The sequence below is a fragment of the Brevundimonas sp. ABV4_179 genome (assembly GCF_056311945.1).
This window is the reverse complement of sequence record NZ_CM149976.1, coordinates 3,116,318-3,136,920: the sequence shown is the minus strand read 5'-3', so window position 1 is coordinate 3,136,920 and position 20,603 is coordinate 3,116,318. Positions and strand designations below refer to the sequence as shown.

Genomic DNA, 20,603 nt, shown 5'->3' with positions numbered 1-20,603 from the left:
CATGCGACGTTTCCCCCGCCCTGGGCGTTGACCTGAACGATTCGTGAGGCTCTAAGACCGTCAGTTTCGCGGGAGACGTATTTCAATGGCCTTCGTTCCTTTCGACGATCGTGACGGCTGGATCTGGGTGAATGGCGATTTCGTTCCCTGGAGGGAAGCGAAAACGCACGTTCTGACCCACGCTCTGCACTATGGCTCGTCGGTATTCGAGGGTGAGCGTATGTATGGCGGCGAAATCTTCAAGCTCACCCAGCATTCGGAGCGCCTGAAGCGGTCCGCCAACCTGCTCGATTTCGAGATACCCTACAGCGTCGCCGAAATCGACGCCCTGTGTAACGAAACCTGCGCCAAGAACGGTCTGACCGATTGCTATGTGCGTCCGGTGGCCTATCTGGGGCCGGAGCAGACCAGCGTCTCGGCCCTGAACAACAAGGTCCACCTAGCCATCGCCGTGTGGGATTGGCCCAGCTATTTCGACCCCGAGGTCAAGGCGCGCGGCCTGAAGCTGGAATGGTCCAAATGGCGCCGCCCCGATCCGGCGACGGCCCCGACGACGGCCAAGGCGGCGGGCCTGTACATGATCTGCACCATGTCCAAGAACGCCGCCGAGCGTCGTGGATTCGCCGACGCCCTGATGCTGGACTGGCGCGGCTATGTCGCCGAGGCGACCGGCGCCAACGTCTTCTTCGTCAAGGACGGCGTCATCCACACGCCCAAGGTTGATCATATCCTGGACGGCATCACCCGCCAGACCGTCATCGAGATCGCCCACGCCAAGGGCATCGAGGTGGCGGTGCGCGACATCCTGCCGGAAGAACTGTCCGAGTTTTCGGAATGCTTCCTGACCGGCACGGCCGTCGAGGTGACGCCGGTCGCCGAGGTGGGCGACTATCGCTTCACCCCCGGCGCCCTGTCGCTGGACCTGATGGATCACTACGGCAAGCTGGTGCGCGGCCAACTGTAAGTCGACGCGCGACGGCATGATGAGGGCGGTCCCTTAAGGGATCGCCCTTTTTCGTTTCGCTTGCCAGCCGCGTCACTTTGTCCTTGAAGCGAAGGAAGACCGGCCAGGCGCGCCGGGTACGGGGATCGTCTTTCATGTTCAGCCTTCTGAACCTCCAGAGCCTGCTGGGCCTGGTCGTCATTGTCGCGGTCTGCTGGGCGATCTCGGAAAACCGGCGCGCCTTTCCTTGGCGGCTGACGCTCGGGGCCATCGCGGTGCAGGCCGGGCTGGTGCTGGCGCTGTTCGCAATCCCAGGTTCGCAAGGGGTCCTGGCGGCGGTGACGGGGGCGGTGGACGGCCTGGCGGTCGCGACCACCGAAGGGACGAAGTTCGTGTTCGGCTATTTGGCCGGCGGGGACCAGCCCTATGCGGTGCAGAATCAGGGCGCCCTGTTCACCTTCGCCTTCCAGGTGCTGCCGCTGATCCTGGTGATCTCGGCCCTGTCGGCCCTGCTGTGGCACTGGAAGATTCTGAAGTGGATCACTCTGGGCTTCGGCTTCCTGTTTCAGAAGACGATGGGATTGGGCGGCGCCTCGGCCCTGGCCGTCGCGGCCAACATCTTCCTGGGCATGATCGAAAGCCCGATCGTCATCCGCGCCTATCTGGACAAGCTGACCCGGTCGGAAATCTTCCTGATGATGGTCGTGGGCCTGGCCACCGTCGCCGGTTCGACCATGGTGGCCTATGCGACCATCCTGTCGCCGGTTCTGCCCAATGCGGCGGGCCACGTTCTGGTCGCCTCCATCGTCTCGGCGCCGGCCGGGGTGCTGCTGGCGCGGATCATCATTCCCGAGAAGGAAGGCATGGGCGGCGCGGTCGCCGACTACGATTCCGCGTTGAAGTACGACAGCGCCATCGACGCCATCGTGAAGGGTACGTCGGACGGCCTGATGGTGGTGCTGAACATCTCGGCGGTGCTGATCGTGTTCGTGGCCCTGGTCGCCCTGGTCAACGTCATGCTGGGCGGCTTCGTGGTGTTCGATGCGCCGCTGACTGTCGAGCGGATGCTGGGCTGGATCTTCGCCCCCGTCGCCTGGCTGATCGGGGTGGAGTGGAAGGACGCCGACGTCGCCGGCTGGCTGTTGGGCGTCAAACTGACCCTGACGGAGTTTGTCGCCTTCATCGACCTGGGCAAGGTGCCGGCCGGCGAGATGACGGAGCGGACGCGGATGCTGATGACGTACGCTCTGTGCGGCTTCGCCAATATCGGCTCGGTCGGCATCACGGTGACGGGCCTGTCGGTTCTGATGCCCGAGCGACGCGAAGAGGTCCTGGGCATGATCTGGAAGGGGCTGTTCGCTGGCTTCCTGGCCACCCTGATGACCGCCGCAATCGTGGGCGCCTTGCCCGCCGCGGTGTTCGGAAGCTAGCCTCTCGGTCCCATCGTCTTCGACCGCGAGGGTCGCGCAATGAAACTGTACACCTCCAATCGCGCGCCCAACCCGCGCCGGGTCCGTTGGGTGATGGCCGAGAAGGGCGTCGCCGACGTCGAGATGGTCGAGATCGACATCATGGCGGGCGAGCACAAGAAGCCAGCCTTCCGCGACCGCGTCGGCGTGCCTCATCTGCCGGCGCTGGAGTTGGACGACGGGACGATCCTGTCGGAATCCATCGCCATCTGCCGCTATCTGGAGGCGCTGCACCCTGAGCCGAATCTGTTCGGGCGCGATCCGCTGGAACAGGCCGAGGTCGAGATGTGGACGCGGCGGTGCGAATTCTATCTGGCCACGCCGATCATGCTGAACGTGCGCCACACCCATCCGGCTCTGGCGGCCCTCGAGGCGACGCAGACCCCCCAGATCGCAGAATACAACCGCCTGTCCGCCGAGCGATTCATGAAGACGCTGGACGACCATCTGGCGACGCGCACCTTCCTGGCGCTGGACCGTTTCACCATCGCCGACATCGTGGGCGTGGTGGGTCTGGATTTCGCGCGACTGGTCAAATACAGCCCGCCGGCTGAGTTCGCGCATCTGGCGCGCTGGCTGGAGACCTGCCGGGCGCGCCCGGCGGCCAAGGCTGGCGTCTGAGCCGATCATGCGCGCCTTGGCCCCGTCGCATCAGGCGCTGGCCCTGTCGCTGGCGGTGCTGGCCGGATACGTCGACAGCCTGGGCTTTCTGCAGTTGGGTGGGGTGTTCGTCTCCTTCATGAGCGGCAACTCCACGCGCCTGGCGGCCAGCCTGGCTGAGGGGCGATGGGCGGCGGCGGGCGGTCTGGCCGGCATTCTGATCCTGTTCGTCATGGGGTCGTTCTGCGGCGCCCTGATCGCGCGGGGACAGGAGAAGCGATCGCGCAGCCGCGTTCTGGCGTTCGAGGGCGTGCTGCTGACGCTGGCGGCTCTGGCGGCTGGAATGGGGTACAAGCCTGTCGCCATTGGCCTGATGGTCATGGCGATGGCGGCCGAGAACTCGGTCTTCCTGCGAAACGGCGAGGCGGCCGTCAGCCTGACCTATATGACCGGAACCCTGGTCAAGCTGGGCCAGAGTCTGGCCGCCGCCATGACGGGCGGCGAGCGCTGGGCCTTCGCACCCTATCTGGGCCTGTGGGGCGGGCTGACGGGCGGGGCGGTCGTGGGCGCCCTGACGTTCGGGCGGTTGGGGCTGGCCGCGCTGTGGCCGGCGGCGGCCTTCGCCTTCGCCCTGGCCGTCGCGGCCCGGTTCAGCCGCGCGGCGTGAATTTTCGGATCACGCCCGAGAAAGTCATCAGCAGCCGCTCGCCCGTGTTGATCTGGCCCCGCACGAAGATCAGGCTCTTGCCCGCCTTGGTCACCTGGCCCGTCGCCTCGATCAGTTCGCCGACATAGCCGCCGTCAATGAAGGTCGAGTCCAGTTGCACCGTGACGCCGGAGGCGCCCTCCATCTCCTGATAGGCGATCTGGAACATGGCGATGTCGGCGAAGGTCATCAGGCAACCGCCGTGCATCCGCCCGCCCGCGTTCATGTGCTTCTGCTCGGCGCGGAAGGCGCAGCGCATGTGTCCGTCGGGGTCCGGCCGGCCATAGAAGGGGCCGACCACGGTGTCGAAGGTGTCGTGCAGATCATAGGTCTGCCACCCGGCGAACTCGCCCTCGGTGATTGTGATTTTCTTCGGCATGCAGACTCGGCCTTACTTCTGGGCGTGCGGTGCAGCATATAGGCGCAATGAGCGATCCGATCGAAACCGCAATCCTGAATAAAATCGCCTCCCTTGAGCCGGGCAAGAGCATCGAGCCCGCCGAAGTGGCCAAGACGCTACAGCCCGAACAGTGGCAGCGGATGCTGCCCAAGGTGCGGGCCGCCGCTCTTGGCCTGATGCGTCAGGGCAAGCTGACCATCACCAAGAAGGGCAAGGCCGTCGATCCCGACGATTTCAAGGGAGTCACGCGCCTGCGTCAGGCCACGCCAGAAGAGGCCGCCCTGGCGCTGAGCCGCCGTCCGCCCGTCGTCGATCAGGACGATGACGACTGATCTCGAAGAGATCCTTACCGACATTCGCGCCTGTCGCGCCTGCGCCGGCGTGCTGCCGCACACGCCGCGCCCGGTGGTGCGGGTGTTTCCCGAGACGCGGTTGCTGATCTGCGGCCAGGCGCCGGGACGGCGGGTGCATGAAAGCGGCCTGCCGTTCACCGATCCGTCCGGCGACCGGCTGCGCGACTGGATGGGCGTGGATTACGAGACCTTCTACGCCGACCGCCGGATCGGCGTGGCGGCGCAGGCCTTCTGCTATCCCGGAACGGCGCCGAAGGGCGGCGACTATCCCCCGCCGACGCGGTGCGCCGACCTGTGGCGGCCGCAACTGATTGACGCCTTGCCGCGCATGGAGCTGACCCTGCTGGTCGGGGGCTATGCGCAGGCCTGGGCGTTGGGCCAGCGGGCCGGGCGCAACATGACCGAGACGGTGCGCGCTTGGCGCGACTATGCGCCGGACCTTCTGGTCCTGCCGCATCCGTCGTGGCGTAATACGGCCTGGCTGAGGAAGAACCCGTGGTTCGAGGCCGAGGTCGTTCCCTATCTGCGGGAACGAGTGCGGGGAATTCTGGCTTTCGCTGGTCGCGTCGACAGCGCGCAACAGGGTGTTCGATGAAACAGGGCCTGAAACGAACGGCGGCGAAGGCGTGCACGCTGATCCCGCTGGCCGCCGTCCTGGCGCTGTCGGCCTGCGCCACGCCTCATATCCAGCCGCCCTTGACCCCGCCACCCGGGTTTGTCGGGCCGCATGTCGAGGACAAGGCCCTGGTCATGTCGGACGGCGCCAGCCTTCCGCTTCTGCAATGGGGGCCTAAGGATAGGAAGCCCTGGGCGGTGATCGTCGCCCTGCACGGCATGAACGATCATGGGGCCAGCTTCCGCCTGGCCGGGCCGTGGTGGGCCGAGCAGGGGATCGAGACCTGGGCCTTCGACCAGCGCGGCTTCGGCGGCGCGCCGGGACGCGGCGTCTGGGCCGGTCAGCAGCGCATGACCGATGACGTGCGCGAGGCGGTGGCCATGGCGCGCGCCCGCTATCCCAACGCCGTCATCGCCGTGGTGGGCGAGAGCATGGGCGGCTCGGTCGCGGCGGCCGCCTTCGCCTCCGACAATCCGCCGGATGCGGACCGGGTCGTGCTGCTGTCGCCCGGCGTCTGGGGCTGGTCGTCGCAGGGGCCGTTCAACAGCGCGGCGATCATCCTGGCGGCGCGGGCGCTGGGCGACGTGGCGCTGGAGCCGCCGTCCTTCATCACGCGCGGCATACACGCCTCGTCCAACACGCTGGAGCTGGTGCGAAACGGCCGCGATCCCCGCAGCATACTGGCGACGCGGTTCGACACCATCTACGGCCTGGTCGATCTGATGGAGACCTCGGCGCAGAACCTGGGCCGCATTCGCGGCGACGCCCTCCTGATGTACGGCGCCAACGACGAGGTGGTGAAACGCAACCAAATGCGCGCGGCCCTGCGGCGCGCCCAGTCGGAAGGCGGGACGTTGCAGACCGCCTGGTATCCCCACAGCTGGCATCTGCTGGATCGCGATCTGGATGCGGAGATCGTCTATCGGGACGTGGTCGCCTGGCTGCGCGATCCCAAGGGGCCGCTTCCGTCCGGCGCGCCTGCGGTTCTGCCCCAGTTGGAGGCGCAGTCCAGCCGGCCCGGCCGCCACTCTTAACGCGACGTTTACCATCCAGGCGGCATTTTCTGCCTAGCGGGGCGTAGGCATCTCCCGTGAGTTTGGGGCGGGATCGCGTGGGCGGCTTTACGGCGGCGTTGCAGAAGTTCGGGATCGGCCGTCTGGCGGCGGTCCTCGGCGTCGCCGCCGGCGTGACCGCCGTGCTGGTCGCCGTCATGCTGCGCATGGGCCAGGCGCCCGACGCTCTGCTCTATTCCAACCTGGATTTGCGCGAGGCCGGCGAAATCACGGCCGCCCTGGACCAGGCCAACATCAAATATTCGTCCAAGGGCGACGGCTCGACCATCATGGTCAACCGCGACGAGGTGGGCACGGCGCGGATGCTGGTCGCCGGCAAGGGATTGGTGACGTCGGGCTCGGTCGGTTACGAGCTGTTCGACAACCAGTCGGTCCTGGGCCAGACCGAGTTCCAGCAGCAGCTGAACGAACAGCGCGCCCTGCAGGGTGAACTGTCGCGCACCATCATGTCGATGCGCGGCATCACCGCCGCCCGCGTCCACATCACCCTGCCGCGCCGCGAAATGTTCACCTCCGCCGCCGGAGAGCCGACCGCCGCCGTTCTGGTGGGCGTGGGCGGGCGTGATCTGAGCGGCGATCAGGTGCGGGCGATCCGCAACCTGGTGGCCTCTTCGGTGCCGAACCTGAAGCCCGACCGCGTAACCGTCGCCGATCAGAACAACCGCACTCTGGCGGCGGGCGGCGAAGACGGCTTCACCTCCGCCTCGGCCGAAGAGGCTAAGGGCAATACGGAGGCCCAGCTTCAGTCCCGCATCAAGGACATCGTGGAAGGCGTCGTCGGCGTCGGCGCCGCCCGCGTCCAGGTGACAGCCGACATCGACCACAGCCGCTCGACCACCCAGGAGCAGAAATTCGATCCCGACGGTCAGGTGGTGCGTTCGACCACCACCAACGGCTCCCAGTCCAGCGACACGACGGGCCAGCCGGACGGCGGGGTGACGGCGACCAACAACATCCCTGGCGGCGCCGCGCCCGCCACGACCCCGGCCGGTTCGACCAACGCCCAGAACGCCGAGACTACAAACTACGAAATCTCCAACACCACCACGACCACGACCAAGGAGCCGGGCGAGGTCAGGAAGCTGGCTGTCGCCGTCGCCGTGGACGGCAAGTGGACGCCCGCCAAGGACGGCAAGGGCGAGGCGACCTACGCCCCGCGCTCGGCCGAGGAGATCAACCAGATCAAGTCCCTGGTCGCCGCCGCCGCCGGCATCGACGAAAGCCGGGGCGATAAGATCGAGGTGATCAACGTCCGCTTCAACCACGACACCGGCATCGCCGGCGGTCTGGAGGGCGCCTCCTCGATGTTCGACTTCTCCAAGGACGACATCATGCGGGGCGTCGAACTGCTGGTCCTGCTGATCACCGGCGTCCTGCTGATCTTCTTCGTCCTGCGGCCGCTGCTGAAGACGGCGGCGGGCGGAACGAACCTGCCGGCGGTGGCGTCCCCGGCTGGCGTGCCGGTGACGGCGGTGACGACGACGGTGATCGGCCCGGACGGTCAGCCGCAACTGGTCCAGCTGCCGTCGCCCAGCGAGATGGAGCAGAAGATCGACATCGCCCGCATCGAAGGCCAGGTGAAGGCCTCCTCGGTCAAGAAGGTCGCCGACTTCGTCCAGTCGCATCCTGACGACGCGGCCGGCATCCTGCGGTCCTGGGTGGCGGAAGGCTGATGGCGAAGCTGGTCAACAAGAAGGCCTCGATCGAAGACGCCAACAAGCTGTCGGGCCCCGAAAAGGCGGCTGTCATCCTGCTGGCCCTTGGCGAGGAGCACACCGCCCTTTGGGAGCGGCTGGACGACGACGAGGTCAAGGAAATCTCCCAGGCCATGGCGACCCTGGGCAATGTCACGGCCGAAGCGGTCGAGGCGCTGTTGATCGAGTTCGTGTCGGGTCTGTCCGGCTCCGGTTCTGTGATGGGCAGCTATGAGCAGACGCAGCGACTGCTCAGCGCCTTCCTGCCAAAGGAGCGCGTCGATGGGCTGATGGAGGAAATCCGGGGTCCGGCCGGTCGCACCATGTGGGACAAGCTGGGCAATGTGAACGAGGCGGTGCTCGCCAACTATCTGAAGAACGAATACCCGCAGACCGTGGCGGTGATTCTGTCAAAGGTTCGCACCGATCACGCCGCCCGCGTCCTGACCAGCCTGCCCGAGGACTTCGCCCTGGAATGCGTGCAGCGGATGCTGCGCATGGAGCCGGTGCAGCGGGAAATCCTGGACAAGATCGAGGCCACCCTGCGCACCGAGTTCATGTCCAACCTGGCGCGCACATCCAAGCGCGACAGCCATGAGATGATGGCCGACATCTTCAACAGCTTCGACCGTCAGACCGAGGCGCGCTTCATCGGCGCGCTCGAGGAACGAAACCGCGAATCCGCCGAACGCATCCGCGCCCTGATGTTCGTGTTCGAGGACCTGTCCAAGCTGGATCCCGGCGGGGTGCAGACCCTGTTGCGCAGTGTGGACAAGGATTCGCTGGGTCTAGCGCTGAAAGGGGCGTCCGAAGGGCTGCGCGAGATGTTCTTCTCCAACATGTCCGAGCGCGCCTCCAAGATCATGCGCGAGGATATGGAGTCCATGGGCCCCGTGCGTTTGAAGGACGTGGACACCGCACAGATGGCCATGGTCCAGGTCGCCAAGGACCTGGCCGCCAAGGGCGACATCATGCTGGCCGGTCAGGGCGCCGACGACGAGTTGATCTACTGACATGAACGCCTCCGCCCAAGATCGGCGCCCCTTCGTCTTCGACACCGAGTTCGACGCAGACGGCGCCGTCGTGCGCCCCAGCGCCTGGACGCCGACCAAGCGCGCCTATCTGCCCGCCGAGGTGGACGCCCTGGTGGCGCAGGCGCGGCTGGAGGCCCGCCAGCAGGCGTTGAACGAGATCGAGAACATCCGCGCCATGGCCCTGACCAACATCGCCCAGGCGGCCGCGTCGGCCGTGCCGACCCTGCGGGCTGCGGCCCAGGCGCATCGCGAACAGTCGGCCGACCTGGCCCTGGCCGCCGCCCGCGCCATCGCCGGCGCGGCGCTGGATCGCTTTCCCCAGGCGCCGTTGAAGGCCGCGCTGGAAATGCTGGCGCAGGAGATCGACGCCTCGCCCCGTCTGGTGGTCCGCGCCTCGGGGCTGGACGAGACGTCGCGTGGCCTGATCGAACAGGCCTGCGCCGACAGCGGCTTCACCGGGGCTGTCGCCTTCCGTGAAGAGCCGGGCTTGCACGCCGCCGCCTTCCAGCTGGAATGGGCGGACGGTCGCGCCGACCATGATCCGCAAATGTCCGCCCAGCGCGTCGCCGAGGCCCTGACCGCCGCTCTGGCGGCCGAGGCCGGACACGCCGAAACCCTTTCCGTCGACCGGAGTATGTTCTGATGGCGTCCGACGACCTGGCCCTTGAGGAATTCTCCGCCCTGTCCGATCTGCCGCCGGTGGAAGATGCGGGCGAAAAGACGGCCGCCGATCTGGCCACCGTCTTCGACGTGCCAGTCAACATCTCGGCGGTGCTGGGCAAGTCGCACATGTCGGTGGCCCAGTTGCTGAAGCTGAACAAGGGGTCGGTGCTGGAGCTGGACCGCAAGGTCGGCGAGGCCATCGACATCTTCGTCAACAATCGCCTGATCGCGCGCGGCGAGGTCGTCGTTGTCGATGACCGGCTGGGCGTGACCATGACGGAAATCATCAAGAGCGAGGACAGCGGCGCCTGATCGGCGACGCGCTCGAAACAGGAATTAGAGGAGAAGAACGATGCGTCTTCTGGTGGTAGGCAGACTGAGCGGCCAGCTGGCTTCGGCGGTCAAGATGGCCATGGCGCACGGCGCCAAGGTCAATCACGTCGAGCGCGCCGATCAGGCGACCGAACAGTTGCGGCGCGGGCAGGGCGCCGACCTGCTCATGGTCGATTATCAGCTCGACATCGCCGCCCTGATCGCCGCCAACGAAGCGGAGCGGATCACCATTCCGGTGGTGGCCTTTGGCGTCGACGCCGACGCGCGTGAGGCCGCCGCCGCCATCAAGGCCGGGGCCAAGGAGTTCATTCCGCTTCCGCCCGACGCCGAACTGATCGCCGCCGTCCTGTCGGCCGTCGCCGACGACGAAAAGCCGATGATCTCGGCCGATCCGTCGATGAAGGCGGTGCTTCAACTGGCCGATCAGGTCGCCCGCTCGGAAGCCTCCATCCTGATCACCGGCGAAAGCGGCGTCGGCAAGGAGGTGATGGCGCGGTATCTGCACGAGCATTCGCGCCGATCGGAACGCCCCTTCATCAGCGTCAACTGCGCCGCCATCCCCGACAATCTGCTGGAATCCGAACTGTTCGGCCATGAGAAGGGCGCCTTCACCGGCGCCGTCGCGCGCCGGATCGGCAAGTTCGAAGAGGCCGACGGCGGCACCCTGCTGCTGGACGAAATCTCGGAGATGGACGCCCGGCTGCAGGCCAAGCTGCTGCGCGCCATCCAGGAGCGGGTCATCGACCGTGTCGGCGGCTCCAAGCCCGTCTCCGTCAACATCCGCATCATCGCCACCTCGAACCGCGACCTGTCCAAGGCCGTGGCGGAGGGCGTGTTCCGCGAAGACCTGCTCTATCGGCTGAACGTGGTGAACCTGCGCCTGCCGTCCCTGCGCGAACGGCCCGGCGACATCGGCGTGCTGGCCGATCACTTCATCAAGAAATACGCCGCCGCCAACGGCGTTCCGGTGCGCCCCATGTCGGCCGCCGCGCGACAGGCCATCGTCGCCCATCGCTGGCCTGGCAACGTTCGCGAACTGGAAAACGCCATGCACCGGGCGGTGCTGCTGGCGGTCGGGCCCGAGATCGACGTTGACGCCATCCGCCTGCCGGACGGTCAGCCCTTGGGCGGCATGGGCGCCGCCATGACGGCGGGCCAGGCCTATGAGGCGCCGCTGGGCGGGGTGGCCGCCCGCGCGGCCCAGGCCGCCGACGCGGTGACCCGCAGCTTCGTCGGACAGACGGTGGCGGCGATGGAGAAGACCCTGATCCTGGACACCCTGACCCACTGTCTGGGCAACCGCACCCATGCGGCCAACATCCTGGGGATATCCATCCGCACCCTGCGCAACAAGCTGAACGAATACGCCGACGAGGGCGCGGCCATCCCGGCGCCTCAGAGCGGGATTTCCGCCTCGGGCTATGCGGCCTGACGGATGGGCCGGGGTTTCGATCGCAGGACGTTGATCGGCGGCGTGGGCGCGATGACGCTCGTCGGCTGCTATCCGAAGCGCGAGAAGCCTCAGGCCGAGGACGACCAGCCGGAGTTTCTGCTGGCCGATCTGGAAGCGCGCCACGGCGGTCGGCTGGGCGTCGCGGCGCTCGACGTGGGCAGCCAGCGCCGCGTGTCCTGGCGCGGGCAGGAGCGGTTCCCCTTCTGCTCGACCTTCAAGGCCTTTCTGGCTGTCGCTATTCTGGAACGGGTGCAGCGCGACGAGGAGCAGCTGGACCGCGCCGTGCCTATCGTTCGCACCGACATGATCCCCCATGCCCCCGTGACCGAAAAGGCCATCGGCCGCACCCTGACCATCCGCGAGCTGATTCAGGCCGCCGTGGAGGTCAGCGACAATCCGGCCGCCAATATCCTGATCCGTGAAATGGGTGGAATCGCAGTATGGCGTTCGTGGTGGCCCACGTTCGGCGACACCACAACCCTGATCTCGCGCCTGGAGCCGGACCTGAACACCGCCCTGCCTGACGACCCGCGCGACACCTGCCTGCCGGATCAGAGCATCGCCAATATTCGCGAGTTGGCCTTTGGCGACCGGCTGATCCCGACCCACGATCAGATGATCCAGGGCTGGATGACGGCCTCGCCGACCGGCCCGAACCGCATCAAGGCTGGCGCGCCGCAGGGCTGGACCGTCGCCCACAAGACCGGCACGGGCGCGAATGGAACCGCCAACGATATCGGTGTAGCCTTCCCCCTGTCTGGCGCGCCGGTGATCCTGGCCACCTATTTCACCGGGGCGACGCAGGCGAGCGACGATCAACGCGACGCCGTGATCGCCGAGGCGACCCGTCGCGCCTTCAAGGCGTTGGGCCGTGACTGATACGCCCGTGATGATGAAGGACGGGATGGCGCGCCCCACCGGGCGCGATGTCTTGGGCTGGGTCAACCGCGGCGAAGTGCTGATGGCGGTCGGCGTGATCGGCGTGATCATGCTGCTGATCCTGCCGGTCCCGAAGATGCTGCTGGACCTGCTGCTGGCGATCTCGCTGGTCTCGTCCGTGCTGATCCTGATGACGGCCGTGATGATGAAGCGGCCGCTGGACTTCGCCATCTTTCCGACGGTGCTGCTGGTTTCAACCCTGTTCCGTCTGGGGCTGAACCTGGCGTCCACACGTCTGATCCTGACCCACGGCCAGGAGGGGCATGACGCCGCCGGTCAGGTCATCAACGCCTTCGGGCAGCTGATGATGGGCGGCAACTTCATCATCGGGGTGATTATCTTCGCCATCATCCTGGTGGTGAACTTCGTGGTCATCACCAAGGGTTCGACGCGGATCGCGGAAGTGTCCGCCCGCTTCACCCTGGACTCCATGCCGGGCAAGCAGATGGCCATCGACGCCGATCTGTCTTCGGGCTTGATCACCGAGGACCAGGCCAAGATCCGCCGCAAGGAGCTGGAACAGGAATCCACCTTCTTCGGGGCCATGGACGGCGCCTCAAAGTTCGTGCGCGGCGATGCGGTCGCCGGTCTGATCATAACCTTCATCAATGTGATCGGCGGAATCCTGATCGGCACGCTGCAGCACAAGATGGCCCTGCCGGACGCGGCCAACACCTATGTCCAGCTGACCATCGGCGACGGCTTGGTGACGCAGGTGCCGGCCATCATCATCTCCATCGCCGCCGGTTTCCTGGTGTCCAAGGCGGGCGTGGAGGGCACGGCCGACAAGGCCCTGGTGACGCAACTGGCCACCAACCCGGTATCGCTGGGCGTAGTGTCTGGGGCGGCCGGCCTGATCGGCCTGATCCCCGGCATGCCGCTGATCCCCTTCGCCGCCCTGGCCATCGGTTCGGGCTTCATGGCCTGGAAGCTGGGTCGCAACCGGCTGAAGCCTCAGCCGACCGAGGCCGAACGCGCCGCCGCCGAGGCCGCCGCCAAGCCCAAGGAGGATGTCGAGGAGCCGATCGCCAACATCCTGACCATCGACGAGGTCAAGATCGAGCTGGGCTATTCGCTGCTCAGCCTGATCAACGATCTGGAAGGCCGCCGGCTGACCGATCAGATCCGGGCCCTGCGCCGGTCGCTGGCCCAGGAATACGGCTTCGTCATCCCGCAGGTCCGCATCCTGGACAATATGCGCCTGCCGACCCAGGGCTACGCCATCCGCATCAAGGAGATGGAGAGCGGGGCGGGCGAGGTTCGGCTGGGCCATCTGATGGCGATGGACCCGTCGGGGCGTCAGGTGGAGCTGCCGGGGGAACACATGCGCGAGCCCGCCTTCGGCCTGCCCGCCACCTGGATCGAGGAAGGGCTGCGTGAAGAGGCGACTTTCCGGGGCTATACGCTGGTCGATCCCTCGACCGTGCTGACCACCCACCTGACTGAAATTCTCAAGGAGAACATGGCGGATCTGCTGTCCTACGCCGAGGTGCAGAAGCTGCTGAAGGACCTGGGGGCCGAAGAGAAGAAGCTGGTCGAGGAACTGGTCCCCAGCGTCGTCACCGTGACCACGCTGCAGCGCGTGCTTCAGGCCCTGCTGCGCGAGAAGGTGTCGATCCGCGACCTGCCTGCAATTCTGGAAGGTCTGGCCGAGGCCGCGCCGCACAGCGCGTCCGTCACCACTCTGGTCGAACACGTCCGCGCGCGCCTGGGTCGCCAGCTGTGCTGGCAGAACAAGGACGGGGAGGGCGCGCTGCCCATCGTCACCCTGTCGCCGGAGTGGGAGGCCGCCTTCGCCGAAAGCCTGATCGGCAATGGCGAGGACAAGCAACTGGCCATGGCCCCGTCGCGCCTGCAGGACTTCATCCGCGCCGTGCGCGATACGTTCGAGCGCATCGCCATGACGGGCGAGAACCCGGTCCTGCTGACCGGCCCCATGACCCGCCCCTATGTCCGCTCCATCATCGAACGGTTCCGGGGCCAGACGGTGGTCATGAGCCAGAACGAAATCCACCCCAAGGCGCGGTTGCGTACACTGGGGCAGGTGTGATCCGACGTCTTCGGCGGCGCCTCCAGATTGGCGTTTGACGCGAGCGCCTGCGGGTCTAAAGCTGCGCTATGATCCCCACTTCGCGACGCAGCCTTTTACGATTCAGAGACTTCGCGCGCACGCCGTCTCTGGCCCGCTCGATCTCGGCGATGCTTGTCCTGGCGTTCGCCCTGCTGATCGTGGTCAATGTGACCACCTTCGTGATGATCCAGCGCACGGCGGCGGTGAACGACACGATTGAGCATGCCCAGCAGATGCGCCGGGCCTCGCGCACGACCCTGATTGCCATGCTGAACGCTGAAACGGCCCAGCGCGGCTTCCTGCTGACCGGGCGCAGCGACTTCCTGGAGCCCTATCGCAAGGCGCAGTCCGAGATCGCGCCCGCCGTCGCCTTTCTGGACGAGGGCGCCGCGCGAGACCCCACGCTGAAGGCGCCGATCGACCGCATTCATGGGCTGGCCGATCAGAAATGGGGCGAGATGGAGAAGACCCTGACGCTGGCGCAGCAGGGTCGCATCGGTCAGTCGATCCAGTCGGTCCGTTCCGGCGAAGGCAAACGCTATATGGACGAACTGCGGGCGGCGGTGGACGACTTCGACAACATCAAGTCCCGACGCATCGCCGACCGTACTCTCAAGTCAGAACGATACGGCACGCTGACCGTGGTGATGAACGCGATCACGGGGCTTCTGGTGGTGGTTCTGGCGCTTCTGTCGGCCTGGATGGTTCGCCGCTACGTCGGCGAGATTCAGACCGCCCGCGCCACCCTGGACGCCGCCAACGCCAGTCTGGAGGACAAGGTCAAGGAACGGACCGGCGACCTGATGCGCGCCAACGAGGAAATCCAACGGTTCGCCTATATCGTCAGCCACGATCTTCGCGCGCCCCTTGTGAATGTCATGGGTTACACTTCGGAGCTGGAGCAGGCCGGCAAGGTGGTCGACAAGGCCATCGCCGATGCCGAGAAGACCCGCGCGGTCGACGCCGACGTGGTCATGGCCGTGCGCGAAGACATGCCCGAGGCCATCGGCTTCATCCGCGCCTCAACCGAAAAGATGGACCGTCTGATCAACGCCATCCTGAAGCTGTCGCGCGAGGGCCGCCGCAATCTGCTGCCTGAGACATTGGACATGACGGCCATGGCCGAGAACATCGCCAAGAGCGTCCACCACCAGACCGAGGCTTCCGGCGCCCGCATCGAGGTCCAGCCCTTGCCAGAAATCGAGAGCGACCGGATTTCGATGGAGCAGATCGTGGGCAATCTGATCGACAATGCGGTCAAATATCTGGACCACGGTCGGCCGGGCGAGATTGTCGTCTCGGGAGAGGATACGCCCGGCGGCTGGGTCGTCTATCGCATCGCCGACAATGGTCGGGGCATCGCGCCGCGCGACCACGAGCGAATTTTCGAACTGTTCCGTCGCTCTGGCAAACAGGACCGCTCGGGCGAGGGCTTGGGCCTGGCCTTTGTCCGCAACAGCGTTCGCCGGCTGGGCGGGACCATCGACGTCGAATCCGAGCTGGGTAAAGGCTCGACTTTCCTGCTGAAATTCCCCAAACGACTGATTGTAGCCGAACCTGGAGTCGCGTTGTGACGCATCCCGTCAAAATCATCATGGTCGAAGACGACCACGGTCACGCCAAGCTGATCGAAAAGAACATCCGTCGCGCGAATATCAATAACGAAATCAAGCATTTCGATGAAGGTGGCGCGGCGCTGGAGTATCTGTTCAGCGACGAAATCCTGGAGAACGGGCCGCTTCTGATCCTGCTGGACCTTAACCTGCCGGATATGTCGGGAACCGACATCCTGGAAAAGGTGAAGGGCAATGAACGGTTGCGCCGCGCGCCTGTGGTGGTTTTGACCACCACCGACGACAAGGTCGAGATTCAGCGGTGCTACGACCTGGGCTGCAATGTCTACATCACCAAGCCCGTCGATTATGAATCCTTCGCCGGCGCGATCCGCCAACTGGGCCTGTTCCTGTCGGTGATCCAGGCCCCGGAGATCGAGTGATCGCGGCCGACCAGCCCATTCGTCTGCTCTACATCGACGACGACCGGGGCCTGTCCCGGTTGGTCGAGAAGGAGTTGGCGCGTCACGGCTACGCTGTGACCTGCGCGCCCGATGGCGACGCCGGGCTGGAGCTGTTGCAGCAGCACGACTACGATGTTTGCGCGCTGGACCACTATATGCCGTCACGGGACGGGCTGGACGTGTTGCCGGACATCCTGGCGCTGACTGCGCCGCCGCCGGTCGTCTATGTCACCGGCGCCCAGGATGGGCGGATCGCCGTGGCCGCCCTTCGCGCCGGCGCCGCTGACTATGTCATCAAGGACGTGTCGGAGGACTTCACCTCCCTGCTGCGTGTGGCGCTGGAAGACTCCCTTTTGCGGCGGCGCCTGCAACGCGAGAACGATCTGGCGCAGGAAGAAATCCGTCTGGCGCGCGATCGGGCGGAGGCGATGCTGCGCGAGGTGAACCACCGCGTCGGCAATTCGCTGCAACTGGTGTCCAGCTTCATGTCGCTGCAGATGCGCCATGTGTCGGACCAGGGCGCCAAGGACGCGCTGCGGGAATCCCAGGCTCGGATCGAGGCCGTGGCTCACGTTCACCGCCGCCTCTACACGTCCGGCGACATGAGCCAGGTGGCCATGCACGAGTATCTGGAAGGGCTGATGGACGAACTATCGAAGTCCATTGGGCCGGACGACGGCTCGCCGCACCTGAAGCTGGAGGCCGCGCCCCTGTCGGTCACGACCGACCAGGCCGTATCCATCGGCGTTATCGTGACCGAATTGGTGACCAATGCGGTCAAATACGCCTATGCGCCGGGGCAGGGTGGCGAAATCCGCATCCGTATGGATCGCGAAGGGGATAGCCGCGTCGTCCTGACCGTCGAAGACGATGGGCCGGGCATGGGCGACGGTGCGCCCAAGGGCACGGGTCTGGGGGCCAAGATCATCTCGGCCATGGCGTCGGGCCTGCGTTCGGCGGTCGAGTTCGACGGCGCCCACAAGGGCGTGCGCGCCAGGCTGGCCTTCGACCTTTAGGGGTTGGCGTTATCATGCTGCAGTTCGGCGTTCGAAAACCCGCAACCGACTATCGCCATCGCGCCGTCGCCTTCGGCGTGGTGGAACGCGATGGCCTGATCGCCTGCGTGCGCGTGGAGCGAGCGACCGGCCCCTACTTCGACCTGCCGGGCGGTGGGGTGGACGTGGAGGAAACCGAGGTCGAGGCCCTGCGGCGCGAGTTTGTCGAGGAGACGGGTCTGACGATCACGCCGTTGAACCGCATCGCCGAGGCCAGCCAGTATTTCATACGGTCTACCGACGAGCCGCTGAACAATGTCGGCGGCTTCTGGACGGCGCGCGTCGTGGCGGAAGATCCGACCGCCAAATGCGAGGAAGATCACACTCTGGTTTGGTTGGACCCCACCTTCGCCCTGTCTCGGCTGCGCCACGATTCACACGCCTGGGCGGTGGCGGTCTGGCTGCGGCGCGCAAGCTGAGCCTTACGGAACTAGGCCTTTAAGATTTCGTTTTTTGATCAACGCGTGACGCCATACCGGCCGCGCAGGATCAGGAGACAAAGCATGGCCGATCATGATCGTATCGAAGGCGCCGCCAAGAACCTGGGCGGCAAGGTTAAGGAAGCCGCCGGCAAGGTGACCGGCGACACCAAGCTGCAGGCCGAGGGCAAGGCCGATCAGGTCGAAGGCAAGGTCCAGAACGCCGTCGGCGGCGTCAAGGACAGCCTGCGCGACAAGGACTGACCCCTAAGTCTACTCTTCACTGAATGCGCGAAACGCCGTCCGCGAAAGCGGGCGGCGTTTTCTTTGGGTCAGTCGGGCTTGTCGCCCCAAAGCGTCAGCGACAGGCCCTTCTTGTCCGCACCGTCCACGGGCCGGCATTCCGAACTGAAGCCTCCCTGGCTCGGACGGGGGCGACAGTCCATTTCCCGAAGGCCGGACGGCGCATTGATCGTTCGCGACTGCGGACCGCACTGGACCGCATAGGCGGAGCCGCCGGCGGACGCCTGCATCATCTGACAGTCGCCGGCCATGCCGGTGGGCCGCAACGCCTCGGGCAGGTTCGGTCCCATGGCTACAGCCAACTGCGCGCGCACCTCGGCCTGGCAGGCCTGCATCGGCGTGTCGCCGCGGACCAGGGGGCTGCACCGCGCTCGCTCGAACCCGAAGGGATCGGCCAGGCCCCAGGCCGGCACGGAATGCGATGCGGCGGGCTCAGGCGGCGCCGGCGCGGTCGCAGGCGCGGCGGTGGGCGTTTCCCACACCACCGTCGGCGCGGTCTGTTGCAGAAGCAGTAAGGCGAAGGCGGCGGCGATCATTGGTCGAACCCCTCGTACGGCGCTGTGCCCGTCGCTCCGTGCGCCGGCCTTACCTTGTCAGGGCGCGCATCGCCTTGTCCAGCCCGTCCAGCGTAAGCGGATACATCCGCTGGTCCATCACCTCGCGCAGCAGCCCGACCGAGGCGGTATAGCCCCAATAACGTTCCTGCACCGGATTTAGCCAGACCGACCGCTCCCATTGACCGCGCGCCCGCTTCATCCAGACCGCGCCGGCCTCCTCGTTCCAGTGCTCGACCGAGCCGCCGGGCATGGTGATTTCATAGGGGCTCATCGTCGCATCCCCGACGAAGATCGCACGCCAGTCGCCAGGGTATTTGTTCAGCACGTCCCAGGTCGGGATCCGTTCGGTATGGCGGCGGCGGTTGTCCTTCCAGACCCCCTCGTAGAGGCAGTTGTGAAAGTAGAAGAACTCCAGGTTCTTGAACTCGGTCTTGGCCGCGGAGAACAACTCCTCGACCATCTTGATATGGCCGTCCATCGAGCCGCCGATGTCCAGGAACAGCAGCACCTTGATCGTGTTGCGCCGTTCGGGCCGCATCTGGATGTCCAGCCAACCCTGACGCGCCGTGCCGTCGATGGTGCCGTCGATGTCCAGTTCGTCCGCCGCGCCCTGGCGCGCGAAGCGGCGCAGACGGCGCAGGGCGACCTTGATGTTGCGGGTGCCCAGTTCGACCGTGTCGTCCAGGTTCTTGAACTCGCGCTTCTCCCAGACCTTGACCGCCCGGCCATGCTTGCCCGGCCCGCCGATCCGCACCCCTTCGGGATTATAGCCGCCGTGTCCGAAGGGGCTGGTACCGCCCGTTCCGATCCATTTTGAGCCGCCGGAATGGCGTTCCTTCTGCTCCTCCAGCCGCTGTTTCAGCGTCTCCATCAGCTTGTCGAAGCCGCCCAGGGCCTCGATCTGAGCCTTCTCCTCGTCGGTCAGGTATTTTTCGTTCAGCAGCCGCAGCCAGTCTTCGGGAATGTCGGTGGTCAGGTCCTCTCCCGCGCCGACCGTCTCGATGCCCTTGAACACCGTGCCGAACACCTGATCGAAACGGTCATAGTGTTTCTCGTCCTTGACCAGAACCGCGCGCGACAGGTGATAAAAGGCCTCGACCTCTCGCCCCGCCAGATCGCGATCCATGGCCTCCATAAGATTGAGCCATTCCTTCATCGACACCGGAACCTTGGCGTCGCGCAGGGCGGAGAAGAAGGGCAGAAGCATTAGTCGGCGCCGGGCGCGGCGACATTGACTTGGGGCGCGGCGGTCGATTGGGCGGCACGACGCGCGGCGAGTTCAGGTTCCAGGATCGTCGTAATCCAGAAGCTGTCGAAGACGCCGCTTCTGCCCGCCGTGCCTGGCGGAGAGGAAAAGCGGTACTTGACGGCCCATCCATCGATTACCCCGACCGTCGCCTGCTCGTAGCTGTCAGGTGTTTCGAAACCGATCGTCTTGTGTTCGGGGATTTCACGGCCTGGAAGCTCGAACATTGGGCGGCTGCGAGACAGGTCCGCCGGGCGAGCGCCGCGATAACGCGCTTGGATCGCGAGAGCGGCGGTGGCGGCTTCCTCCGCCGTCGTCCCTGTGCTGCGCGTCAAATATAGGGTGCGAATATCGCTTATGGTTTGGGTCGAACAGCCGACGTCGTCTCCGCGCTGTGCACTGGGATAGACATGAACGGCGTTCACTGTCTTGCCTGGATTGAGCACGCACCGATATCCACTGGCCTTGTGACGCAGAATGATCGCGCCGCCAGCCGTTGCGCTTTCGTTGTCGAACAGGTCGGAGGCGCCGGCGGCGGAAAGCAAACGGTCGCCTTCCGCGACGGCCGCTCGGGCGGCGCCTTCGTCCGAAGTGGGGGCGGCTTGCAAAGCAAGCATCAGCGAAAGGACAAGGGTGTGCATTCAGCGTGGCTTTGAATG

23 protein-coding genes are annotated in these 20,603 nt (G+C 65.9%); 19 read left to right on the top strand and 4 right to left on the bottom strand.

Features of this window, described 5'->3' with window-relative positions; translation table 11 throughout:
- Positions 1-85: 85 nt before the first annotated feature.
- The 4 genes from ACYX4P_RS15445 to ACYX4P_RS15430 all read left to right on the top strand — a co-directional run bounded on the left by ACYX4P_RS15445 (position 86) and on the right by ACYX4P_RS15430 (position 3,679).
- Positions 86-964: a branched-chain amino acid aminotransferase gene (locus ACYX4P_RS15445; protein WP_248118739.1), complete on the top strand. Its 879-nt coding sequence runs from the start codon at positions 86-88 to the stop codon at positions 962-964.
- Positions 965-1,098: 134 nt separating this feature from the next.
- Positions 1,099-2,373: a NupC/NupG family nucleoside CNT transporter gene (locus tag ACYX4P_RS15440; protein ID WP_248118740.1), complete on the top strand. Its 1,275-nt coding sequence runs from the start codon at positions 1,099-1,101 to the stop codon at positions 2,371-2,373.
- A 39-nt stretch (positions 2,374-2,412) separates the two neighbouring features.
- Positions 2,413-3,033 carry a glutathione S-transferase family protein gene (locus tag ACYX4P_RS15435; protein ID WP_248118741.1) on the top strand — a complete coding sequence of 207 codons (621 nt, stop codon included), beginning with the start codon at positions 2,413-2,415 and terminating at the stop codon, positions 3,031-3,033.
- Between the two features lie 7 nt (positions 3,034-3,040).
- Positions 3,041-3,679, top strand: coding sequence for a YoaK family protein (locus ACYX4P_RS15430; RefSeq protein ID WP_248118742.1), 639 nt, complete (start codon positions 3,041-3,043; stop codon positions 3,677-3,679).
- Here the strand turns inward: ACYX4P_RS15430 and ACYX4P_RS15425 are convergent.
- Positions 3,663-4,097 (bottom strand): PaaI family thioesterase, encoded by a 435-nt coding sequence (locus tag ACYX4P_RS15425; RefSeq protein WP_087119729.1) that lies wholly within the window; start codon positions 4,095-4,097, stop codon positions 3,663-3,665. The two genes, ACYX4P_RS15430 and ACYX4P_RS15425, sit on opposite strands and share 17 nt — an antisense overlap.
- A gap of 47 nt (positions 4,098-4,144) precedes the next feature.
- Here ACYX4P_RS15425 and ACYX4P_RS15420 point away from each other — a divergent pair, with 47 nt between their 5' ends.
- The 15 genes from ACYX4P_RS15420 (at position 4,145) to ACYX4P_RS15350 (ending at position 18,102) form a co-directional block, all read left to right on the top strand.
- Entirely contained in the window at positions 4,145-4,450 is a 306-nt protein-coding gene (locus ACYX4P_RS15420) for a DUF3253 domain-containing protein (RefSeq protein WP_248118743.1), read from the top strand.
- Positions 4,440-5,066, top strand: coding sequence for a uracil-DNA glycosylase family protein (locus ACYX4P_RS15415; RefSeq protein WP_248118744.1), 627 nt, complete (start codon positions 4,440-4,442; stop codon positions 5,064-5,066). Before ACYX4P_RS15420 ends, ACYX4P_RS15415 begins: the two co-directional genes overlap by 11 nt.
- Positions 5,063-6,121 carry an alpha/beta fold hydrolase gene (locus ACYX4P_RS15410; protein ID WP_248118745.1) on the top strand — a complete coding sequence of 353 codons (1,059 nt, stop codon included), beginning with the start codon at positions 5,063-5,065 and terminating at the stop codon, positions 6,119-6,121. Before ACYX4P_RS15415 ends, ACYX4P_RS15410 begins: the two co-directional genes overlap by 4 nt.
- Before the next feature lie 77 nt (positions 6,122-6,198).
- The gene (fliF, locus tag ACYX4P_RS15405; protein WP_248119134.1) at positions 6,199-7,833 is read left to right on the top strand and encodes a flagellar basal-body MS-ring/collar protein FliF; all 1,635 of its coding nucleotides are present in this window, start codon (positions 6,199-6,201) and stop codon (positions 7,831-7,833) included.
- Positions 7,833-8,867 (top strand): flagellar motor switch protein FliG, encoded by a 1,035-nt coding sequence (gene fliG, locus ACYX4P_RS15400; RefSeq protein ID WP_248118746.1) that lies wholly within the window; start codon positions 7,833-7,835, stop codon positions 8,865-8,867. Before fliF ends, fliG begins: the two co-directional genes overlap by 1 nt.
- Position 8,868: 1 nt before the next feature.
- Positions 8,869-9,531, top strand: coding sequence for a FliH/SctL family protein (locus tag ACYX4P_RS15395; RefSeq protein WP_248118747.1), 663 nt, complete (start codon positions 8,869-8,871; stop codon positions 9,529-9,531).
- The gene (fliN, locus tag ACYX4P_RS15390; protein ID WP_248118748.1) at positions 9,531-9,863 is read left to right on the top strand and encodes a flagellar motor switch protein FliN; all 333 of its coding nucleotides are present in this window, start codon (positions 9,531-9,533) and stop codon (positions 9,861-9,863) included. Before ACYX4P_RS15395 ends, fliN begins: the two co-directional genes overlap by 1 nt.
- Before the next feature lie 40 nt (positions 9,864-9,903).
- Positions 9,904-11,316 (top strand): sigma-54-dependent transcriptional regulator FlbD, encoded by a 1,413-nt coding sequence (gene flbD, locus ACYX4P_RS15385; protein ID WP_248118749.1) that lies wholly within the window; start codon positions 9,904-9,906, stop codon positions 11,314-11,316.
- 3 nt (positions 11,317-11,319) lie between these two features.
- Positions 11,320-12,216 (top strand): class A beta-lactamase, encoded by an 897-nt coding sequence (gene bla, locus ACYX4P_RS15380; protein WP_248118750.1) that lies wholly within the window; start codon positions 11,320-11,322, stop codon positions 12,214-12,216.
- Between the two features lie 10 nt (positions 12,217-12,226).
- On the top strand, positions 12,227-14,326 hold the full coding sequence (flhA, locus tag ACYX4P_RS15375; protein WP_248119135.1) for a flagellar biosynthesis protein FlhA: 2,100 nt from the start codon (positions 12,227-12,229) through the stop codon (positions 14,324-14,326).
- A gap of 149 nt (positions 14,327-14,475) precedes the next feature.
- A complete protein-coding gene (locus ACYX4P_RS15370; RefSeq protein WP_292048951.1) occupies positions 14,476-15,921 on the top strand; it encodes a sensor histidine kinase in 1,446 nt (481 codons plus the stop codon).
- Positions 15,918-16,343, top strand: a complete 426-nt coding sequence (locus ACYX4P_RS15365; protein WP_248118752.1) for a response regulator — start codon at positions 15,918-15,920, stop codon at positions 16,341-16,343. The genes ACYX4P_RS15370 and ACYX4P_RS15365 overlap by 4 nt, the downstream gene beginning before the upstream one ends.
- Positions 16,340-17,380 (top strand): sensor histidine kinase, encoded by a 1,041-nt coding sequence (locus tag ACYX4P_RS15360; RefSeq protein WP_248118753.1) that lies wholly within the window; start codon positions 16,340-16,342, stop codon positions 17,378-17,380. The genes ACYX4P_RS15365 and ACYX4P_RS15360 overlap by 4 nt, the downstream gene beginning before the upstream one ends.
- Before the next feature lie 14 nt (positions 17,381-17,394).
- The gene (locus tag ACYX4P_RS15355) at positions 17,395-17,838 is read left to right on the top strand and encodes an NUDIX domain-containing protein (protein WP_248118754.1); all 444 of its coding nucleotides are present in this window, start codon (positions 17,395-17,397) and stop codon (positions 17,836-17,838) included.
- Positions 17,839-17,922: 84 nt separating this feature from the next.
- The gene (locus tag ACYX4P_RS15350; protein WP_248118755.1) at positions 17,923-18,102 is read left to right on the top strand and encodes a CsbD family protein; all 180 of its coding nucleotides are present in this window, start codon (positions 17,923-17,925) and stop codon (positions 18,100-18,102) included.
- Positions 18,103-18,170: 68 nt separating this feature from the next.
- On the opposite strand, the gene ACYX4P_RS15345 is transcribed toward ACYX4P_RS15350, so the two are convergent.
- The 3 genes from ACYX4P_RS15345 to ACYX4P_RS15335 are packed head-to-tail and all read right to left on the bottom strand — an operon-like array spanning position 18,171 to position 20,585.
- Positions 18,171-18,677 (bottom strand): hypothetical protein, encoded by a 507-nt coding sequence (locus tag ACYX4P_RS15345; protein ID WP_292048963.1) that lies wholly within the window; start codon positions 18,675-18,677, stop codon positions 18,171-18,173.
- Positions 18,678-18,726: 49 nt separating this feature from the next.
- Positions 18,727-19,905, bottom strand: a complete 1,179-nt coding sequence (locus ACYX4P_RS15340) for a vWA domain-containing protein (protein WP_292048971.1) — start codon at positions 19,903-19,905, stop codon at positions 18,727-18,729.
- Complete coding sequence (locus ACYX4P_RS15335) at positions 19,905-20,585, bottom strand: hypothetical protein (RefSeq protein WP_248118758.1); 681 nt, start codon at positions 20,583-20,585, stop codon at positions 19,905-19,907. Before ACYX4P_RS15335 ends, ACYX4P_RS15340 begins: the two co-directional genes overlap by 1 nt.
- Between the last annotated feature and the right edge of the window lie 18 nt (positions 20,586-20,603).

Bases quoted from the DNA above. Each gene is read 5' to 3' on its own strand.
- ACYX4P_RS15445 (WP_248118739.1), top strand. From the start codon at position 86: ATGGCCTTCGTTCCTTTCGACGATCGTGACGGCTGGATCTGGGTGAAT.
- ACYX4P_RS15440 (WP_248118740.1), top strand. From the start codon at position 1,099: ATGTTCAGCCTTCTGAACCTCCAGAGCCTGCTGGGCCTGGTCGTCATT.
- ACYX4P_RS15435 (WP_248118741.1), top strand. From the start codon at position 2,413: ATGAAACTGTACACCTCCAATCGCGCGCCCAACCCGCGCCGGGTCCGT.
- ACYX4P_RS15430 (WP_248118742.1), top strand. From the start codon at position 3,041: ATGCGCGCCTTGGCCCCGTCGCATCAGGCGCTGGCCCTGTCGCTGGCG.
- ACYX4P_RS15425 (WP_087119729.1), bottom strand. From the start codon at position 4,097: ATGCCGAAGAAAATCACAATCACCGAGGGCGAGTTCGCCGGGTGGCAG.
- ACYX4P_RS15420 (WP_248118743.1), top strand. From the start codon at position 4,145: ATGAGCGATCCGATCGAAACCGCAATCCTGAATAAAATCGCCTCCCTT.
- ACYX4P_RS15415 (WP_248118744.1), top strand. From the start codon at position 4,440: ATGACGACTGATCTCGAAGAGATCCTTACCGACATTCGCGCCTGTCGC.
- ACYX4P_RS15410 (WP_248118745.1), top strand. From the start codon at position 5,063: ATGAAACAGGGCCTGAAACGAACGGCGGCGAAGGCGTGCACGCTGATC.
- fliG (WP_248118746.1), top strand. From the start codon at position 7,833: ATGGCGAAGCTGGTCAACAAGAAGGCCTCGATCGAAGACGCCAACAAG.
- ACYX4P_RS15395 (WP_248118747.1), top strand. From the start codon at position 8,869: ATGAACGCCTCCGCCCAAGATCGGCGCCCCTTCGTCTTCGACACCGAG.
- fliN (WP_248118748.1), top strand. From the start codon at position 9,531: ATGGCGTCCGACGACCTGGCCCTTGAGGAATTCTCCGCCCTGTCCGAT.
- flbD (WP_248118749.1), top strand. From the start codon at position 9,904: ATGCGTCTTCTGGTGGTAGGCAGACTGAGCGGCCAGCTGGCTTCGGCG.
- bla (WP_248118750.1), top strand. From the start codon at position 11,320: ATGGGCCGGGGTTTCGATCGCAGGACGTTGATCGGCGGCGTGGGCGCG.
- flhA (WP_248119135.1), top strand. From the start codon at position 12,227: ATGATGAAGGACGGGATGGCGCGCCCCACCGGGCGCGATGTCTTGGGC.
- ACYX4P_RS15370 (WP_292048951.1), top strand. From the start codon at position 14,476: ATGCTTGTCCTGGCGTTCGCCCTGCTGATCGTGGTCAATGTGACCACC.
- ACYX4P_RS15355 (WP_248118754.1), top strand. From the start codon at position 17,395: ATGCTGCAGTTCGGCGTTCGAAAACCCGCAACCGACTATCGCCATCGC.
- ACYX4P_RS15350 (WP_248118755.1), top strand. From the start codon at position 17,923: ATGGCCGATCATGATCGTATCGAAGGCGCCGCCAAGAACCTGGGCGGC.
- ACYX4P_RS15345 (WP_292048963.1), bottom strand. From the start codon at position 18,677: ATGATCGCCGCCGCCTTCGCCTTACTGCTTCTGCAACAGACCGCGCCG.
- ACYX4P_RS15340 (WP_292048971.1), bottom strand. From the start codon at position 19,905: ATGCTTCTGCCCTTCTTCTCCGCCCTGCGCGACGCCAAGGTTCCGGTG.
- ACYX4P_RS15335 (WP_248118758.1), bottom strand. From the start codon at position 20,585: ATGCACACCCTTGTCCTTTCGCTGATGCTTGCTTTGCAAGCCGCCCCC.